Consider the following 17033-nt stretch of genomic DNA (forward strand, 5'->3'; position numbering starts at 1 on the left):
TTAAAAAATGCCGAAGATGAAAACCAAAAGCGGAGCTACCAAGCGGTTCAAGAAAACCGCGACCGGCTTCAAGCACAAGCAGTCCTTCACCAGCCACATCCTGACCAAGAAGAGCCCGAAGCGTAAGCGTCAGCTGCGCGGTACCAAGCTCATCGCCAAGTCAGATGTAGCAGCTATCAAGCGCATGACCGCGTGCTGATCCAGCCGCGCGAATCATTCCTGAGAAAGTAAAGGTAGAAGGATTAAAGTATGGCTCGTGTAAAGCGTGGCGTGGTAGCACGTCGTCGTCACAAGAAGATCATGAAGCAGGCCAAGGGTTACTACGGTGCCCGTAGCCGTGTTTTCCGGGTTGCCAAGCAGGCGGTTATCAAGGCCCAGCAGTATGCCTACCGCGACCGTCGCAACCGCAAGCGCGCATTCCGCGCTCTGTGGATCTCCCGTATCAATGCCGGTGCCCGCGCAAACGGTCTGTCCTACAGCCGTCTGATCGCTGGCCTGAAGAAGGCGAATGTTGAAATCGATCGTAAGGTTCTGGCTGACCTGGCCATGAACGAGCAGCAGGCGTTTGCCGCTGTTGTTGAGAAAGCCAAAGCGTCCCTGTGATCGCTTAAGATCTCTCATCGATTGCTGATCGATCCGGCGTCTCATGGCATCATGAAGGCGCCTTCTGAATAGGGGAAGGGCACGCTCTTCCCCTATTTTTGTTTTAACCTACCCCATTTCTGGTTTGGAGCAGGGTCAATGGAAAACCTGGAGCAACTGGTTCAGGACGGGCTGAGTGCCGTTGAGAGTGCGGACAGCCTGCAGGCACTTGATCAAATTCGTGTGGAATACCTCGGCAAGAAGGGTGTGATTACCCAGCAAGCCAAGACGCTGGGCAAGCTGTCTCCCGAGGAGCGTCCTGCCGCCGGCCAGAAGATCAACGAAGCCAAGGGGCAGGTAGAGCAGGCGATCAATGCCCGCCGCACAGAGCTTGAGAAGGCTGCCATTGAAGCGAAGCTCGCCAGTGAATCCATTGACGTGACCCTGCCGGGCCGAGGCCAGGATCTCGGTGGCCTGCATCCGGTGACCCGCACCCTGCAGCGTATTGAGGAGATTTTCTCCCGCGCCGGCTACAGCGTAGAGCAGGGCCCGGAAATCGAAGACGATTATCACAACTTCGAGGCCCTCAATATTCCCGGCCATCACCCGGCCCGTGCCATGCACGACACTTTCTATTTCAATCCCGGCACGCTGCTGCGCACCCACACCTCGCCGGTCCAGATCCGCACCATGGAAGCCGGCAAGCCGCCGTTCCGCATGATCTGCCCGGGCCGCGTATACCGCTGCGACTCGGACATGACTCACACTCCGATGTTCCATCAGGTGGAAGGTCTGCTGGTAGAGAAGAACGTCAGCTTTGCCGACCTAAAAAGCACGGTGGAAGAGTTCCTGAGGGTGTTCTTCGAGCGCGACCTGGAAGTTCGGTTCCGGCCGTCCTACTTCCCGTTCACCGAGCCATCCGCGGAAGTGGACATCGAATGGGGGCGTGAGGCTGATGGCAGCATCAAGTGGCTGGAAGTAATGGGCTGCGGCATGGTGCACCCGAAAGTATTCGAGTATTGCGGTATTGATGCCGAGGAGTACCGTGGCTTTGCCTTTGGTCTGGGCGTTGAGCGCCTGGCCATGCTGCGCTACGGCGTGAACGACCTGCGCATGTTCTTCGAGAACGATCTGCGCTTCCTGCGCCAGTTCCGGTAATAGTCCGGCCAGTCTGCAGGCATAAACGGCAATCAAACCAACAGGCAAAACCGCATCAGGACAAGGCAAGAACCATGAAATTCAGTGAACAGTGGCTGCGCGAGTGGGTTAATCCGAACATTGGCTCCCAGGAATTGATGGACCAGATCACCATGGCCGGGCTGGAAGTGGACGGCTTTGAGCCGGTCGCCGGTGAATTCAGCGGCGTCGTGGTTGGCGAAGTCCAATCCGTCGAACCGCACCCGGACGCGGACAAGCTCCGGGTCTGCCAGGTCAGCGATGGTGAACAGATCGTCCAGGTGGTCTGTGGTGCGCCCAATGTACGCCCCGGCCTGAAGGTTCCCTTTGCCGTGGTTGGCGCGGTGCTACCGGGCAACTTCAAGATCAAGAAGGCCAAGCTGCGTGGCCAGCCCTCCGAGGGGATGCTGTGTTCCGAGTCCGAGCTGGTCCTGTCTGAAAATCACGACGGCCTGATGGAATTGCCGGAGGATGCGCCGGTCGGTCAGGACATGGCCGATTACCTCAAACTCAATGACATCACCATCGACGTGGACCTGACGCCGAATCGCAGCGATTGCCTCTCCATCAAGGGCATCGCCCGGGAAGTGGGTGTGCTCAACAGTTTGGTGGTCACCGAGCCCGCCATCGAACCAGTGGAGGCAGTGCACTCTGAGGTCCCTGATATCCGTGTCGAAGCCTCGGCAGGTTGTCCCCGTTACCTCGGCCGTGTTCTGCGCAACGTGAATCTGAAAGCGGAAACACCGCTGTGGATGCAGGAGAAGCTGCGTCGCTCCGGTATCCGTTCCATCGATGCGGCGGTGGATGTCACCAATTACGTGATGCTGGAACTTGGCCAGCCCATGCACGCATTCGACCGTGACGAGATCAGCGGTGGCATTATCGTGCGTATGGCCAAACCGGCTGAGAAACTGGTTCTGCTCGACGGCCAGGAAGTGGAGCTCACCGAAGACACCCTGGTAATTACCGACCACGAAAAGCCCATCGCCATCGCCGGTGTGATGGGTGGTGAGCATTCGGGTGTCAGCGAAAAGACCCGGGATCTGGTGCTGGAGTCCGCCTACTTTGACCCCATCACCCTGGCAGGCAAGGCTCGCCATTACGGCCTGCATACCGATGCCTCCCACCGTTTCGAGCGCGGAGTCGACTACAAGCTGGCCCGCGATGCCATGGAGCGTGCCACCGAGCTGCTCATGAATATCGTTGGTGGCGAACCCGGTGAAATCGTGGAAGTGGCCAGCGACGAGCATCTGCCGGCTGACCGCACCATTGACCTTCGGGAACAGCGGCTGGCCGATGTTCTCGGCATGGCGATCGATCGCACCACCGTTGAAGAGATACTCACCCGGCTCGGGCTTCATATCGACAAGCTGCTCAAGGATGGCTGGCGCGTCAGTGTGCCCAGCTTCCGCCCGGACATCACCATCGAGGAAGACCTGATCGAGGAAGTCGGCAGGATCTTTGGCTACAACAACCTGCCGGTGACCGAACCCACCGGTTCCCTCGGCCTGGTTGCCCGGGAAGAGGCAAAGCGGCCGGTGTCCGCCATCCGCAATTACTTCGTGGCCCAGGGCTACCAGGAAGCGGTTACCTACAGCTTCGTGGATCCGAAAGTTCAGAAGTTGGTTGATCCTGAGCGCGACGGTATTGCCCTGGCGAACCCGATCTCGGCGGATCTGTCGGTCATGCGTACCACGCTCTGGAGTGGTTTGCTCAAGACGGTTGCCTATAACCAGAACCGTCAGCAGCCGCGTATCCGGCTGTTCGAGACCGGCCTGCGCTTTGAGCAGGACGGCGAGCGCATCGATCAGCAGCCCATGCTGGCCGGTGTGGTTGTCGGTGGCCAGTATCCGGAAAACTGGGCAAACGGTCGCAGAACTGCCGATTTCTTTGATGTAAAAGGGGAATTGGAAGGCCTGTTCCGGCTGCTGGGCATCGAGGTCCAGTTCGTGGCCAGCCAGCATCCGGCGCTGCATCCGGGCCAGACTGCCGAACTGATGCGCGATGGTGAACATGTAGGCTGGTTGGGCACGTTGCATCCACAAGTTCAGAAAAATCTGGAACTTAATGGCACGATCCTGATGTTTGAGCTATTCTTGAATTCGATCGTCACCGGATATGTGCCTAATTTCAAAGAAATTTCAAAATTCCCGGAAGTTCGCAGGGATTTGGCTATCATTATCGGGAGCGATGTAGCGTTCGCCGATGTGGAGCGTGTAGCCAGGAAGCATGCCGGTGAGCGTCTGACAGCGCTGCGTGCGTTCGATGTCTATGAAGGCGAGAGCCTGGGCGAGGGGAACCGGAGCCTGGCCCTGAGCCTGTTCTGGCAGCATCCCGAACGCACCTTGAATGAAGACGAAGTGCATTCGCTCTTCAATGGTGTCATTGATGCCTTGAAAGAAGAGTTGGGGGCAACACTGAGGAGTTAACAGATGGCGGCTTTGACGAAAGCGGAAATGGCGGAGCGCTTGTACGAGGAATTGGGCCTGAACAAGCGGGAAGCCAAGGAAATGGTGGAAGCTTTCTTCGATGAAATCAGAGGCGCACTCAGCCATAACGAACAGGTGAAGTTGTCCGGTTTCGGCAACTTCGACCTTCGGGACAAGAAACAGCGGCCGGGACGGAATCCGAAAACCGGTGAAGAGATCCCGATCAGTGCACGGCGTGTTGTTACGTTTCGACCCGGACAAAAACTAAAACAGAAAGTGGAAGCGTATGCTGGAACCCAGTCATAACAACGAACTCCCGGCGATCCCCGGGAAGCGTTACTTCACCATTGGTGAGGTGGCGGATCTTTGTGACGTCAAAGCCCATGTGTTGCGGTACTGGGAACAGGAGTTTCCGCAGCTGTCGCCGGTCAAGCGCCGGGGCAATCGCCGCTACTACCAGCGGGCGGATGTCATTACCATCCGCCAGATTCGCAGCCTGCTCTATGATCAGGGCTACACCATCGGTGGTGCCAAGCAGAAGCTGAGCAGTCACGAGATAAAGGAAGACACCTCACAGTACAAGCAGCTCATCCGTCAGATGATTGTTGAGCTTGAAGAGGTGCTTGAGGTGCTCAACACGCCGGTCAAATAATCCGGGTGTCAGAATGGCAAGCCGGGGCGGCCCTCAGGACCGCCCCGGCTTTTTTGTAGCCGTTACTTTTTCTTGCAGGTCTTGATGCCCAGGATGCTATAGGCCGGGCAGTTACCCATCAGTGCAGTCGCTAGCGGTATAATGCCAATCCATCCCCAGGGTGTCTGGGGGCCAACGAACACCAGGGCAAGCAGAACCACGCCAATGATGGCGCGGATGATGCGGTCAGCAGAACCCATGTTTACAGTCATCATTCAGTCTCCTTTGCTGATATGAGCTTATGATTTAACTTTAGGCCACATTCCCCGATAGTTCAGTGATAAAGTCACACAGGAACACCCAACTTAACCGATAAGGACGTTATCCCATGCCCCACCACAGCATCCTCGACATTCTCCCGGAGCAGCTTCGCAAAGAGGCGATGGAGAAGATCCAGGTCATGCGTTTTCCGGCGGGCCGGATACTGTTCAGTGCCGGGGAGCACTGCCAGGGGCTGCCGCTGGTACTTAAGGGCAGTGTAAAGGTGCAGATGACCGGCGTTTCCGGCCATAGCATCGTGCTTTACCGCATGGGTAAGGACGACATCTGCACGCTTTCCATTGGCTGCCTGATGACCGGGCGAGGTTACCGTGCGGAAGCCGTCGTCGAGGAAGAAGGGGAGGCTGCCATGATCCCGCGGGGCGTCTTTGACCGACTGATGGACCAGTCTCCGGAGTTCCGTCTTGGGATCATGGAATCCTACGGGCGTCGTCTGGATGATCTCATGCTGCTCGTCGAGGAGGTCGCTTTCCATCGCATGGATGAACGTCTCGAAGAGTGGCTCCAGGCCCGGGCCAGTCGCGGCGTGATTACCATCACCCACCAGGAACTGGCGGTTGAGCTTGGAACTGCGCGGGAAGTAGTGAGCCGACTGCTCAAGGAATTGGAGCGACAGAAGATGGTGTCGCTGTCGCGTGGCAAGATTGAGCTGACAGGATTGCTGGACTCTTCGGCACTGGCCGGGGCCTGATCCGAAAATAACAAAGCCCGGACCTTTCGGCCCGGGCTTTGTCGGGGAATTCTGGTCGGGACGGCAGGATTTGAACCTGCGACCCTCTGCACCCCATGCAGATGCGCTACCAAGCTGCGCTACGCCCCGTTAACTGCCAGCCATGAGAAAAGAGGTTTATCTCAGTGGCTTAGCGGGAGCGAAGTCTACACCAGCCCATCAGAAAAATAAACAGGCTTTCGGCAAATTGCCTCTGAAAATTCACCTCAGCTTGGTTTCCCGGAGTTTCATGATGAAATGGGGCGGGTCGAAGGTGTTGGCACGGGCCTCCGGCCAGTACTTGTCGAAGACCGTCAGGCCGGTTTTCTCGCCGGTCAGCAGGGCGCCAGGTTCCAGGAAATGGTAGAGATCCAGGTAGGAGTGCACTTCGGTCTTGGAGGTCCGGCGGATGACATGCTCCGGACCCAGCTCGGACGGATGCCGCAGGCCGGCGGCTTCCAGCAGGTTCTGGAGTGCGTCCAGGGTGTTCTTGTGGAAGTTGTACACCCGCTGGCTCTTGTGAGGAACGTCCAGCTTGTTGCTCCTTCGCGGATCCTGGGTGGCGATACCGCTTGGGCAACGACCGGTGTGGCAATTGAGCGCCTGAATGCAGCCCAGAGCGAACATATAGCCGCGGGCGGCATTGCACCAGTCCGCCCCCAGGGCCAGGGTGCGGGCGATGTTGAAGGCGGAGGTGATCTTGCCCGCAGCACCGATGGCGATGTCTTCCCGGAGGTTGGTGGCCACCAGGGTGTTATGGACGATCAGAAGGGCTTCGGTCATCGGCATGCCCAGCCGGTTGATGAATTCCAGCGGTGCTGCCCCGGTGCCGCCTTCGCCACCGTCAACAACGATAAAATCCGGCTTGATCCCGGTTTCCAGGATGGCTTTGACGATGCCGAACCACTCCCAGGGATGGCCGATGGCCAGCTTGAAGCCCACTGGCTTGCCCCCGGACAGCTCGCGCAGGCGGTCAATGAAATGAAGCATTTCGATGGGGTTGGAGAATTCCGAATGGCTGGCCGGCGAGACGCAGTCCTCGCCGACGGACACACCCCTCGCTTCGGCAATTTCCGGCGTCACTTTGGCGCCGGGCAAAATACCGCCGTGGCCGGGTTTTGCGCCCTGGGATAGTTTGAGCTCTATCATTTTTACCTGATCGAGAGCGGCATTCTGCTTGAACATGTCGGCGTTGAACCTGCCGTCATTGTTACGGCAGCCGAAATAACCGGAGCCAATCTCCCAGACCAGGTCACCGCCGGGCTGGCGATGGTATCGGGAAATCGATCCTTCCCCGGTGTCGTGATAAAAACCGCCCATTTTCGCGCCTGTGTTCAGGCTCAGGATCGCGTTTGCTGAAAGTGAGCCGAAACTCATGGCCGAAATGTTGAAAACACTGGCGCTGTATGGCTTGGCGCGATTCTTTCCGATCACTATGCGGAAGTCCGAATCGGTGATGCGCGTCGGGGTCAACGAGTGGTTCATCCATTCGAACCCTTCCTCGTACATGCGCAGCTGCGACCCGAAGGGACGCTTGTCGAGCACATTCTTGGCGCGCTGGTAGACGATCGTGCGCTGCTCTCGGGAGAAGGGGCGCTCTTCGGTGTCCGACTGGATAAAATACTGGCGGATCTCCGGGCCAATGGATTCAAAGAGATAGCGAAAGTTGGCCATGATCGGATAGTTGCGGCTGACCGTATGTCTGGTCTGGACCAGGTCGTAGGTTCCTACCGCGGTCAGTACAGCGAAGATTGTGGGAACGATATAGCCGTATCCAAGCCACAGCGTAACCGGCAGTGAGACAACGAGTCCTGCGATACTCAGGACGTAGGCGCTGTAGCGCAGTGGGAAGGTCGTGGTTTTCTCCATGAATACCTCGGGTGGTTCTCGGGAAATGCCTGATGTAGTGAGTATATAGATACCCGGTGCTTTCGGCAGTGGATTGCCTGTTCAGACACTTGAAAATTCGGGAAATGAACTATTCTGATAAAGGTGAGTATGAAAAAACCACGATGAGCGGGCTTTGATGTTTTGACCTCAAAATATTAGACTTGCGCGCTTGTAATAACTGAACTCCGATTCTGACATTGAATTTCTGACCCAGGAGGCGCCAAACGTGGGCGAGGTAGTGAAAGACGAATATCAGACGGATTACGTCGCGGGCCAGGACAATATTAACGTCCTGGGCCTGGATCTCCATAACTGGGTGTTCCCGGTTTCCGCTCTTATCGTTGTGGCTTTCGTCATCGGAACCCTGATGTTTCCGACGCCGGCGAAAGAGCTGCTCGATGGAGCAAAGTGGGACATCATTGCCAGTTTTGACTGGTTTTTCCTGATCAGTGCCAACATCTTTGTGGTGGTTTGTATTGCACTGATCTTCATGCCGGTGGGTAAAATCCGGATTGGTGGCCAGGACGCCAAGCCCGAGTTCTCCAGGCCGTCATGGTTCGCCATGCTGTTCGCTGCCGGTATGGGTATCGGACTGATGTTCTGGGCTGTTGCGGAACCGACGGCCTATTACACCGGGTGGTACGAGACACCCTTCAATGTTGAGGCGAAGACGCCGCAGGCAGCGAACCTCGCAATGGGCGCGACCATGTATCACTGGGGTCTGCATCCCTGGGCGATCTATGCCGTGGTGGCGCTGTCACTGGCGTTCTTTGCATTCGCCAGAACATGCCGCTGACCATCCGCTCGGCCTTTTTCCCGTTGCTCAAGGACAAGGTCTGGGGCTGGCCTGGCCACATCATTGATGTTCTGGCTGTGGTTGCGACTATCTTTGGCCTCGCAACATCTCTGGGTTTTGGCGCGCAGCAGGCAGCGTCGGGTCTCGATTACCTGTTCGATACCGGCAATGGCATCAACGTCCAGATGGCCATTATCGTGGGGGTCACGGCACTGGCCCTGATTTCCGTGCTTCGCGGCCTGGAAGGCGGTGTCAAAGTCCTCAGTAACATCAACATGGGACTGGCGGCACTGCTGCTGTTCTTTGTGATTTTCGCCGGTCCGACCATGACCATCCTGGAGACCATTTGGGTCACCTCCTCGAGCTATGTGGTCAATATGGTGCCGCTGAGCAACCCGTTCGGCCGTGAAGATGAAGCCTGGTTCCAGGGCTGGACCGTGTTCTATTGGGCCTGGTGGATTTCCTGGTCACCGTTCGTAGGCATGTTTATTGCGCGGGTGTCCAAGGGCCGTACGGTTCGCGAATTCATCATCGCGGTCCTGCTGATTCCGACCGTTATCACCGTGGTCTGGATGAGCAGCTTTGGTGGCTCTGCACTCGAGCAGATCCAGAATGGGGTTGGTACACTGGCCGAAAAAGGTCTGACTGACGTCTCACTGGCCCTGTTCCAGATGTTTGCCAACCTGCCGCTGACCGGCATCATTTCCTTCGTTGCCATCATCCTCGTGCTGGTCTTCTTCGTGACTTCCTCGGACTCCGGCTCGCTGGTGATTGACAGCATTACCGCCGGTGGCAAGACCGACGCACCTACTGCTCAGCGTGTATTCTGGGCTGTGATGGAGGGTGCGATTGCAGCAGCGCTGATCTTCGGCGGTGGTGCCGATGCCCTGGGTGCGATCCAGGCAACAGCCATCAGTGCCGGCCTGCCGTTCACGGCCATCCTGTTGATCATGACCTGGGGCCTGCTCAAGGGGCTCAGCCATGAGCGCAAACTGCTGGTGGCGAGGGGCGAACTCTGATCATCAGCGGGCAGTGAAGAAAACCGGGGTCGAGGCCCCGGTTTTTTTGTGTCTTTTTTATGGATTCAGAGGCTGGCGAAGGTTTTCATGGCAAAATTTGCGCGATCGCCCGGCGAGAAATGAGGGCGCTTGAGGTTCTCGATAGCGCGGAGTCTGGGCAGGAGGCCACGGCCGTTGGCCATCTGGATGGCAAGGCCCGGGCGGGCATTCAGCTCGAGCAGCAGGGGGCCTTCATTGGCATCCACCACCAGATCCACGCCCATGTAGCCCAGCCCGGTTGCTTCATAGCAGCGGGCCGCCATCTCCAGCATCGCATCCCAGGAGGCGATCTCTATGTTTTCCAGGGCCAGGCCGGTGTCCGGATGCAGGGTGATCGGTCGGTTAAACTGGACCGCATTGAGGCTGCGACCGGACCCGATATCAAGACCCACACCCACGGCACCCTGGTGCAGGTTGGCCTTGCCATCCGAGGCGGTAGTGGCGAGCCGTAACATCGCCATGACCGGGTAGCCCTGGAACACAACGATGCGGATATCGGGGACACCCTGATGGGAGTAACGGGCCAGATCCGGATCAGACTGGACCAGGTCCTCGACGATGGCGACGTCTGGCGTACCTGCCAGCGAGTAGAGGCCGGCCAGGATGTTGGTCAGATGGCGCTCCAGGTAAGGGGCATCTACCCGCGCTCCGGAGGCCTTGATGTACTCATCGCCATCCCGGCCGGTGATCACGGTAATGCCCTTGCCGCCCGAGCCTTTTGCAGGCTTGATGGCGAAGCCTTCCAGGTCCTCGGCCATTTCCCGGAAGTGAGAGATTTCGTGTTGCTCGCGGACGACCTGCAGCAGCCTGGGCGTCCTGACACCATACTCCGCCACCACCAGCTTGGTCTTCAGCTTGTTGTCCACCAGCGGGTAGGACGAGCGCTCGTTGTACCGGGCAATGTAATCCACATTGCGCCGGTTCATGTTGAGCATGCCCAGCCGGTTCAGCCTCCGGGGAGAAATCCACTCCATGTCAGTCGTACACCTTCATGGGTGAGAACCGGCGAAGTTCCGTAAGCTTGTAGCCGGTATACTGGCCCATCAACAGGATGAATCCGAGAATCACCAGGTGAAGTTCCGGGAAGTTGAAGGTCAGGTGGCCGGCAAGCGGGGCGCTCATGACCAGGTAGGCGCAAATCGCAACGAACAGACTGCCCGAGCCCTGGATCATCACCTCGCGAACACCTTCCTCCTCCCAGAGAATGGACATCCGCTCGATGGTCCAGGCAATGATCACCATGGGGAAGAAGGTCACGGTCATGCCGGTGTTGAAGCCCATCTGGTAACCAATGATGGACAGCCCGGCGGTGATGAAGATGACCAGGATGATCAGGGCGGAGATCCGGGACACCAGCAACAGGTTCAGACTGGAGAGATAGCCCCGCATCAGAAGCCCGATGGCTACCACGGACAGAAACGCGATCAGCCCGGGAAGCAGGGTTGTCTGTACAAAGGCCACGGCAATCAGCACGGGCATGAAGGTGCCGGAGGTGCGGATGCCGATCACCATCCGCATGAACGCCACAATCAGCGCGCCCAGGGGCAGGAGCAGGAGCATCCGGAACATGCTCTGTTCCTCGATGGGCAGTTCGTAGAAGCTCAGGAAACCGAGGCCACTGGATTCGGCCTGCATGGTGGCCAGCTGCAGGGCAGGAACTGTCTGCCGGAGCATTGAAAAGCTGACTTCCGAGTTGTCACCGCCGACTACGTCCAGTAGGGATTCCGACCCCTGGCGCCAGAGCAGCAGGTTCTCGGGGACCCCCTGTTCCGCCGTCTGGGGATCGAAAGTCAGCCATTGATCACCATTGTAAATCTGCAGGAAGGGCATCAACTGCTGGCGGCGGCGGGCATCCTCTAGTCGCAGGCCATCTGCGGTGCGGGCGGGGATGCCGGCATGATTGAGCATCTCCACCAGCAGCTGGAGGTAGTTCTCCTCGGCCACCAACAGGGTGGTGTTCTGGGTCCGGGTGTCCGGCTGCATCAGACGGATGAGCTCCCGGGTCATGCTTTCGGGCGTGCTGGAGCGCTCCCGGGCCTGTGTCAGGATCTCACGGACGGCGGTTGCCTGGGGCTCCTCCCAGAACATCTGGCGGGCCTGTGGCTCCCGGGTCAGTCGCTGCGGCCGGGATTCATCCATGGGAATGAACTGGGCCTTGAAGTAGAGGGTTTGGGGCCCGGAGACTTCGCGTTTACTCCATTCGGCCCGCCGGCCGCCGGAGTCCTCTACAATGGAGAACCCGTAGCCGGGAGAGGCTGCCTGTTCGGAAATAATGCTGAAGCCGGGCGGCTGATCCGGGATGTTCAGGCTGGCGAGTACAGGCTCTCCTGTCCCCACGAAATCCACCCGGGCCTCGACCATCCAGACCGGGCGTTGTTCGCCGGTTAACCAGGGGATGCCAAGTTCGACATGGCGCCAGATGGCCAGGGATATGCCAGCGCCGATCAGCAGTAATACGGCAACATAAAAAGGAATCCGTGAACGGGTGGTCAAACGTCGTCTCCGTTCCGTTTCAGGTTCTTGGGCAGTTCGGTGGCAAACTCCTTGCCGACATCAATCAGCATCACATCCCGGAGGACATTCCGGCCGATCAGAACTTCGTAGGTCAGGTTGCTGCGATCGGCAAGGGTAAACTCGGCGACCTGTTTGTGGTCACCGATGGCAAACTGGAGTTCCACCACCACCCGGCGTTCGGAATCCTCGGCACTGGCCTGGATGATGCGAACGCGGCGGGAAATCTCTTTCTCCATGGTCACCAGCTCGTCGGTGCCCGGGACCGGGACATCAAAACGCACCCAGTTGCTGCCATCCCGTTCGAAACGGGTGATGTTGCGGGCATCCAGGGAAGAGGTTTCGGCCCCGCTATCGATCCGGGCGGTATAAACCAGACCGGGGTCGGCCAGGTAGAATTTTTCCACCTCACCCACGATAACCTTGCCTTTCAGGCGGTCGGCACGACCGGTGTCCTCCAGTGTCGGGCATGCCCGCTGCGGCTGGACCGGCGGGCAGACCGGCTTTTCAACCTTGTTTTCGATGGCTTCCAGGATGCTCTGGGTAGACAGTTCTTCCCGCTGCAGGAGTTGCTCATGGCGAACGGCCGCATTGCCTTCCATGGTGACCAGCGTTGCCCGTTGGGACTGTACCGAGGAGTTCAGTTCTGTCAGGTCTTTTTTCGGAACCATGAAATAGCGGTCCGACGAGCAGCCAGCCAGCGCCAGGCTCAGCCCGGCGGCCGCGATAACAGAGAGGAACGGAAAACCAGCCCGCGAACGTTTGTAATCCATGAAGTACCCCTGAGCCGGCAGACAATTACGCCCGGATAAGAAGGGCGTGCTGATGGTCTGTGCCTTGAATGTGTTCAATTAAGGCCGGGGAGTATACCGCAACCAACGTGTGTAGTGACTTTACAGTTGGTTAACGGGCAGTGCGGATTATCCGGACAGGAAGGGGCCTTCGCCAAGATCGGTCTGGGAACGCAGATACTCCTGAATCACCGGAGAGCAATTCAGGTAAAACAGCAACAACTCGCGCTGGATATCCTGATCCTGGATACGGGAAGCAAAGCTGATCAGCTCCCTGATGGCACCGTCATTCTCGCTTCGGCTATCCGGGATCGAGAAACTCTGGCCATATCGTTCTTTCAGGATTTTTGTCAGGCGCTCGAGATGGAATTCACCGGTATGGGTAATGTGCGGCAGGATCCGGAAGCCTTTCGGATAGGTCTTCTTTCTGCCCGCCAGAACACACGACGGCATATCATCCCCGGCCCGGTTATCCTGCCAGAGTTCTGATCCCAGTTTTCGCCACAGTTCTTTCAGCATAACTCGCCTGTCCATCCTCTGACTGCGCATTCGCCCCGGCCGTGAAAAAAATGTAATCAAAATAAACAGGACGAACACTTTATTCTTTTAGTGGATATTACGAGGCACGTCCAGAGCCGGATGCACACTGGTAATGAATTTGCCAAACAGTCGTGGTGCCGGCCCCCTGTTCATGCCTATGAACGGGCGGCAACGCAAAAGGTTCCATTGTTACGTTAAACTGTTCGTCATGAGTGATCATCCGGGCAAACCAACCAGGAGCGTCTTGCAGTGCCGGAAGCGATAACCCGATGGATAGTGGCCTCGCCGGAATTGATGGCTGGATTAGTGGGAGTGCTGGCACTGTTGATAGTGCTTCTTGCGATCTTCCTGATGCGCTCGGCCCGCAAAGCCGATGCCTGGCAAGGCCGAGCCATTGAGGCTGAGACCCGGGTCGCCGGACTGGAGTCGGACGTTGGTGGCAAGCGGCAGTGGATTGACCAGCTCGAAGGCGAACGTAAAAGCCTCCAGACGAGGATCGAGGATCTTTCCGGCGAGTTGCACCGTGTGAGGGTGAGGCTTCGGGAACAGGAGGTGGCCCTGGACCGGGAGCGCCGCTCGGCAGCGGAGAAGCTGGAACTGCTGGAACGTAACCGGGACGCGCTGAAGCAGGAGTTCGAGAATCTCGCCAACCGGATTTTCGACCAGAAGAACGAACGCTTCACCCAGCAGACCCGAACCAGCCTGGACAGCCTGCTAAATCCCTTCCGGGACCAGTTGCAGGATTTCCGCAAGCGGGTGGAAGACGTGTACACCACCGAGACCCGGGACCGCCAGGCATTGCGCAGCGAGATCAAATCACTGCAGGAGCTGAACCGGCAGATTACCGAGGAAGCGGCCAACCTGACCAAGGCCCTGAAGGGTGACAAAAAGATCCAGGGTAACTGGGGCGAGCTGATCCTGGAGCGGGTTTTGGAGAAGTCCGGTCTGCGCAAGGGCGTGGAGTATGAAACCCAGGGCAGTTACCGGGATGGTGACCACCAGCTTTTGCGCCCGGATGTGGTGGTGCACCTGCCGGATAACCGGAACCTCATTGTGGATTCCAAGGTATCCCTGCTGGCCTACCAGCAGTGGGTCAACGAGGAAGACGAGAATGCGCGGGCAGATGCCCTGAAACAGCACGTGGAGGCGGTGCGGAACCATATCCGCACCCTGAGCGAGAAAGACTACAGCCAGCTCCATGGCTTGCACTCGCCGGATTTCGTGCTGTTGTTCATGCCCATCGAGCCGGCGTTCGTGGCAGCTTTTCAGCAGGACGAGAACCTTTTCGCAGAAGCCTTTGAGCGAAAGATTATTGTGGTCACTCCAACCACGCTCCTGGCCACGCTGCGGACCATCGAGAACATCTGGCGCTATGAACGCCAGAGCCAGAATGCCCGGCGGATTGCGGACAGGGCCAGTGCGGTCTACGACAAGTTGAGGGTGTTTGTCGAAGCCATGGAGCGCTTGGGCAGCCAGTTGCAAACCGCCCAGGGCAGCTATGATTCGGCCATGAATACGTTGACCCGGGGCCGTGGTAACCTGATTTCACAGGCGAACCGGTTCGTGGAGTTGGGCGTGAGGGTCAAGAAAGAACTTCCCCGAGGCATCCTGGAGCAGGCCGAAGTGGATGCTGAAGATACCGAGATGGAAGCGGCAATGAACGCCGATAACCAGCAGGAGTAAGAGTGATGGCAGTAGCATCAGGAACGTTTCAACGACTGGCCCGGTCCGTGGCACTGGTCGCCGCCCTCTCGGTCGCCGGGCAGGTGCAGGCGCTGGCTCCCGAGCACGAGATGCGCCGCTTGATGCTGGCCACCGAGGAGGCCGTTAACGCCGGTAGCTGGGGCGAAGCCGGGGAATACCTGAATCGCCTCCAGCAGCTGGAAGCGGAGAAGCCGGCCGAATACTTCTTTTACCGCGGCCGGGTGATGCTGCAGGCCGGCCATCTCAATGAGGCCCAGGCGGCCCTGGAGGCATACGTCACCAAGGCCGGAACCGAGGGCAGCGAGTATCAACAGGCCCTGAAACTGATTACTGATGTGGAACGCACCCGCAAGTCCGGCTCGGCCGATCAGGCCAACGGCAAGCAGCCGCCCAAGGTGGCTGTGATTGAGCCTGCGGGTGACCAGCGCCTATCGTCACTCAAGAAGCTCTACCTCACCAACAATGACCGTGACGCCCTGCTGATGCACCTTAATAGCCTGTTGGATATGGCCGGTTGGCGCGCGGATCAGACGGTCGTGCGGCTGGACAAGCCGGCGGATGTTGCCTACGAGGTGAGTGCCACAGAAAGCGTTATCAGCTTCCAGGAGATTCGCCGCGAAGAGGGAAGCCGCCTCGTGCGCAAAACCCAGACCATGGAAGTCTACGGCGTGAATCCCATGATCGAGTGGGGCTGCGAGGCGGCGGTAGCCAGCTGCTGGATCTACGATCCCCGGGATGGCTCACGGTTGATGCAGCTTGGCTACAATAGGGAGCGAGCCGGTGAAATCGCCCAGACACTGGGGCAGCTGGTCCGTCATCTGCAGGCGCCTGCCGGCTCCTGATCGCTCTACGACTCGAGATTTCCCCGTTCACCCTCGCGATAGGCGCCGGGGGTGACGCCCGTCCATTTCTTGAAGGCGCGGTGGAAGGTGGACGGCTCGGTAAAGCCTACCTTCTCCGCGATGTCATTGATCGGCAATTCCTGGCGGCCTAGGTAGTAAATGGCCATGTCCCGCCGCAGCAGGTCCTTGATTTCCTGAAAGGAAGTGTTTTCCTGTTTCAGCCGACGCCGGAGAGTTTGGGGGCTGGTATGCAGCTCCGAAGCAATCCACTCGAAATCCGGTAAAGGCTTTGAGAAGTCGCGACCGATCAGCGCCCGGATCCTGCCGGTCCAGGTGTTGCTTTCGTCGGGCCGGGAGAGCAGGTCCGCCGGAGAGGTTTTGAGGAACTGCCGCATTTCCGGTCTGTCCCGGATAACCGGCGCCGAGAGAAAGCGCTTGTCGAAGGTGAGGGCGGTCTGACCTGCCTCGAACTCCAGCGGGCAGTGGAAGATATGCCGGTACTCATCACCGTGGGACGGGCGCGGATAGTTGAACTCGGCCTTGTCCAGCTCCACCGGCTGGCCGATCAGCCAGCTCCCCAGGCGATGCCAGATGACCAGGATGCTCTCCCTCAGGAAATAGCTGGGATCGTAGATCTCGCCTTCGATCCTGAGTACCAGCCGAGCCTGCTCATCCCCCACTTCCAGTTCCATGGCTACCATGGGTTCGAACAGGCGCGAGAACTGGAAAGCCTGGCGATAGACGGCCTCCAGGTTGGGGCAGTCGATTACCAGTGCGCACATGGTTGCAAAGGTGCCCGTCCGGGCCCGGCGAGGACCCAGGCCCATGAATTCATCCCGGGTGCGGTTCCAGAGCACCTGCATAAGCCGGCTGAACTGGTCACTGCTGACCCGTGCCATCTCGATGCGCAGCAGATCCGGAGAAATCCCGGCTTCCTTCAGCATCTCCCGGGTATCCAGTCCCTGCGCCTCGGCACCGACCAAGGCTGCCTGTACAAAATGTCTCGAAACCGTCAGGTTGGGCATCGCGTTCGCC

16 protein-coding genes, 1 tRNA gene and 1 pseudogene are annotated in these 17033 nt (G+C 58.4%); 10 read left to right on the plus strand and 8 right to left on the minus strand.

The annotated features are described in order from the left end of the window. Positions 1–7: 7 nt before the first annotated feature. The 6 genes from rpmI (at position 8) to DET50_RS14055 (ending at position 4839) form a co-directional block, all read left to right on the plus strand. Positions 8–199, plus strand: a complete 192-nt coding sequence (gene rpmI / locus DET50_RS14030) for a 50S ribosomal protein L35 (RefSeq protein WP_092004438.1) — start codon at positions 8–10, stop codon at positions 197–199. Between the two features lie 50 nt (positions 200–249). Then, positions 250–603: a 50S ribosomal protein L20 gene (rplT, locus tag DET50_RS14035; protein WP_092004435.1), complete on the plus strand. Its 354-nt coding sequence runs from the start codon at positions 250–252 to the stop codon at positions 601–603. A 138-nt stretch (positions 604–741) separates the two neighbouring features. Then, positions 742–1740 (plus strand): phenylalanine--tRNA ligase subunit alpha, encoded by a 999-nt coding sequence (gene pheS / locus DET50_RS14040; protein WP_113863465.1) that lies wholly within the window; start codon positions 742–744, stop codon positions 1738–1740. A 74-nt stretch (positions 1741–1814) separates the two neighbouring features. Further along, positions 1815–4187, plus strand: a complete 2373-nt coding sequence (gene pheT, locus DET50_RS14045) for a phenylalanine--tRNA ligase subunit beta (protein WP_113863466.1) — start codon at positions 1815–1817, stop codon at positions 4185–4187. Positions 4188–4190: 3 nt separating this feature from the next. Beyond that, positions 4191–4493 carry an integration host factor subunit alpha gene (gene ihfA, locus DET50_RS14050; protein WP_007151838.1) on the plus strand — a complete coding sequence of 101 codons (303 nt, stop codon included), beginning with the start codon at positions 4191–4193 and terminating at the stop codon, positions 4491–4493. After that, the gene (locus DET50_RS14055) at positions 4474–4839 is read left to right on the plus strand and encodes a MerR family transcriptional regulator (protein ID WP_092004428.1); all 366 of its coding nucleotides are present in this window, start codon (positions 4474–4476) and stop codon (positions 4837–4839) included. Before ihfA ends, DET50_RS14055 begins: the two co-directional genes overlap by 20 nt. Positions 4840–4901: 62 nt before the next feature. On the opposite strand, the gene DET50_RS14060 is transcribed toward DET50_RS14055, so the two are convergent. Next, positions 4902–5090 (minus strand): YgaP family membrane protein, encoded by a 189-nt coding sequence (locus DET50_RS14060; RefSeq protein WP_113863516.1) that lies wholly within the window; start codon positions 5088–5090, stop codon positions 4902–4904. Between the two features lie 116 nt (positions 5091–5206). Between DET50_RS14060 and DET50_RS14065 the strand changes: the two genes are divergently transcribed. Beyond that, positions 5207–5848, plus strand: a complete 642-nt coding sequence (locus tag DET50_RS14065; RefSeq protein ID WP_113863467.1) for a Crp/Fnr family transcriptional regulator — start codon at positions 5207–5209, stop codon at positions 5846–5848. A gap of 52 nt (positions 5849–5900) precedes the next feature. Here the strand turns inward: DET50_RS14065 and DET50_RS14070 are convergent. Together DET50_RS14070 and DET50_RS14075 are read right to left on the minus strand one after the other, a co-directional pair. Then, positions 5901–5977: transfer RNA gene (locus DET50_RS14070), tRNA-Pro, on the minus strand. Positions 5978–6088: 111 nt separating this feature from the next. Continuing rightward, complete coding sequence (locus DET50_RS14075; protein ID WP_113863468.1) at positions 6089–7735, minus strand: FMN-binding glutamate synthase family protein; 1647 nt, start codon at positions 7733–7735, stop codon at positions 6089–6091. Positions 7736–8123: 388 nt separating this feature from the next. On the opposite strand from DET50_RS14075, the pseudogene DET50_RS14080 reads away from it, so the two are divergent. Then, positions 8124–9571, plus strand: a pseudogene (locus tag DET50_RS14080) (BCCT family transporter). 65 nt (positions 9572–9636) lie between these two features. Here DET50_RS14080 and DET50_RS14085 read toward each other — a convergent pair. The 4 genes from DET50_RS14085 to DET50_RS14100 all read right to left on the minus strand — a co-directional run bounded on the left by DET50_RS14085 (position 9637) and on the right by DET50_RS14100 (position 13431). Beyond that, positions 9637–10584, minus strand: coding sequence for an alpha-L-glutamate ligase-like protein (locus tag DET50_RS14085; protein WP_113863469.1), 948 nt, complete (start codon positions 10582–10584; stop codon positions 9637–9639). A gap of 1 nt (position 10585) precedes the next feature. After that, positions 10586–12103, minus strand: a complete 1518-nt coding sequence (locus DET50_RS14090; RefSeq protein WP_113863470.1) for an inactive transglutaminase family protein — start codon at positions 12101–12103, stop codon at positions 10586–10588. After that, on the minus strand, positions 12100–12894 hold the full coding sequence (locus DET50_RS14095) for an ATP-dependent zinc protease family protein (protein ID WP_113863471.1): 795 nt from the start codon (positions 12892–12894) through the stop codon (positions 12100–12102). Before DET50_RS14095 ends, DET50_RS14090 begins: the two co-directional genes overlap by 4 nt. A gap of 147 nt (positions 12895–13041) precedes the next feature. After that, positions 13042–13431, minus strand: coding sequence for a hypothetical protein (locus tag DET50_RS14100; RefSeq protein WP_113863472.1), 390 nt, complete (start codon positions 13429–13431; stop codon positions 13042–13044). A gap of 270 nt (positions 13432–13701) precedes the next feature. Here DET50_RS14100 and DET50_RS14105 point away from each other — a divergent pair, with 270 nt between their 5' ends. Next, positions 13702–15135, plus strand: a complete 1434-nt coding sequence (locus DET50_RS14105; RefSeq protein ID WP_181799993.1) for a DNA recombination protein RmuC — start codon at positions 13702–13704, stop codon at positions 15133–15135. Positions 15136–15140: 5 nt separating this feature from the next. Then, positions 15141–15998 carry a hypothetical protein gene (locus DET50_RS14110; protein WP_113863473.1) on the plus strand — a complete coding sequence of 286 codons (858 nt, stop codon included), beginning with the start codon at positions 15141–15143 and terminating at the stop codon, positions 15996–15998. 5 nt (positions 15999–16003) lie between these two features. Here the strand turns inward: DET50_RS14110 and DET50_RS14115 are convergent, their stop codons facing one another. Then, positions 16004–17023, minus strand: a complete 1020-nt coding sequence (locus DET50_RS14115; RefSeq protein WP_113863474.1) for an AraC family transcriptional regulator — start codon at positions 17021–17023, stop codon at positions 16004–16006. Between the last annotated feature and the right edge of the window lie 10 nt (positions 17024–17033).

The organism is Marinobacter pelagius (genome assembly GCF_003315345.1).
Taxonomy (GTDB): domain Bacteria; phylum Pseudomonadota; class Gammaproteobacteria; order Pseudomonadales; family Oleiphilaceae; genus Marinobacter; species Marinobacter pelagius_A.

Excerpts from the sequence above, each read along its gene's own strand:
- DET50_RS14065 (WP_113863467.1), top strand. The coding sequence starts at position 5,207 with ATGCCCCACCACAGCATCCTCGACATTCTCCCGGAGCAGCTTCGCAAA.
- ihfA (WP_007151838.1), top strand. The coding sequence starts at position 4,191 with ATGGCGGCTTTGACGAAAGCGGAAATGGCGGAGCGCTTGTACGAGGAA.
- DET50_RS14055 (WP_092004428.1), top strand. The coding sequence starts at position 4,474 with ATGCTGGAACCCAGTCATAACAACGAACTCCCGGCGATCCCCGGGAAG.
- pheT (WP_113863466.1), top strand. The coding sequence starts at position 1,815 with ATGAAATTCAGTGAACAGTGGCTGCGCGAGTGGGTTAATCCGAACATT.
- DET50_RS14100 (WP_113863472.1), bottom strand. The coding sequence starts at position 13,431 with ATGCTGAAAGAACTGTGGCGAAAACTGGGATCAGAACTCTGGCAGGAT.
- DET50_RS14110 (WP_113863473.1), top strand. The coding sequence starts at position 15,141 with ATGGCAGTAGCATCAGGAACGTTTCAACGACTGGCCCGGTCCGTGGCA.
- DET50_RS14060 (WP_113863516.1), bottom strand. The coding sequence starts at position 5,090 with ATGACTGTAAACATGGGTTCTGCTGACCGCATCATCCGCGCCATCATT.
- DET50_RS14075 (WP_113863468.1), bottom strand. The coding sequence starts at position 7,735 with ATGGAGAAAACCACGACCTTCCCACTGCGCTACAGCGCCTACGTCCTG.
- DET50_RS14085 (WP_113863469.1), bottom strand. The coding sequence starts at position 10,584 with ATGGAGTGGATTTCTCCCCGGAGGCTGAACCGGCTGGGCATGCTCAAC.
- DET50_RS14115 (WP_113863474.1), bottom strand. The coding sequence starts at position 17,023 with ATGCCCAACCTGACGGTTTCGAGACATTTTGTACAGGCAGCCTTGGTC.
- DET50_RS14095 (WP_113863471.1), bottom strand. The coding sequence starts at position 12,894 with ATGGATTACAAACGTTCGCGGGCTGGTTTTCCGTTCCTCTCTGTTATC.
- rpmI (WP_092004438.1), top strand. The coding sequence starts at position 8 with ATGCCGAAGATGAAAACCAAAAGCGGAGCTACCAAGCGGTTCAAGAAA.
- pheS (WP_113863465.1), top strand. The coding sequence starts at position 742 with ATGGAAAACCTGGAGCAACTGGTTCAGGACGGGCTGAGTGCCGTTGAG.
- rplT (WP_092004435.1), top strand. The coding sequence starts at position 250 with ATGGCTCGTGTAAAGCGTGGCGTGGTAGCACGTCGTCGTCACAAGAAG.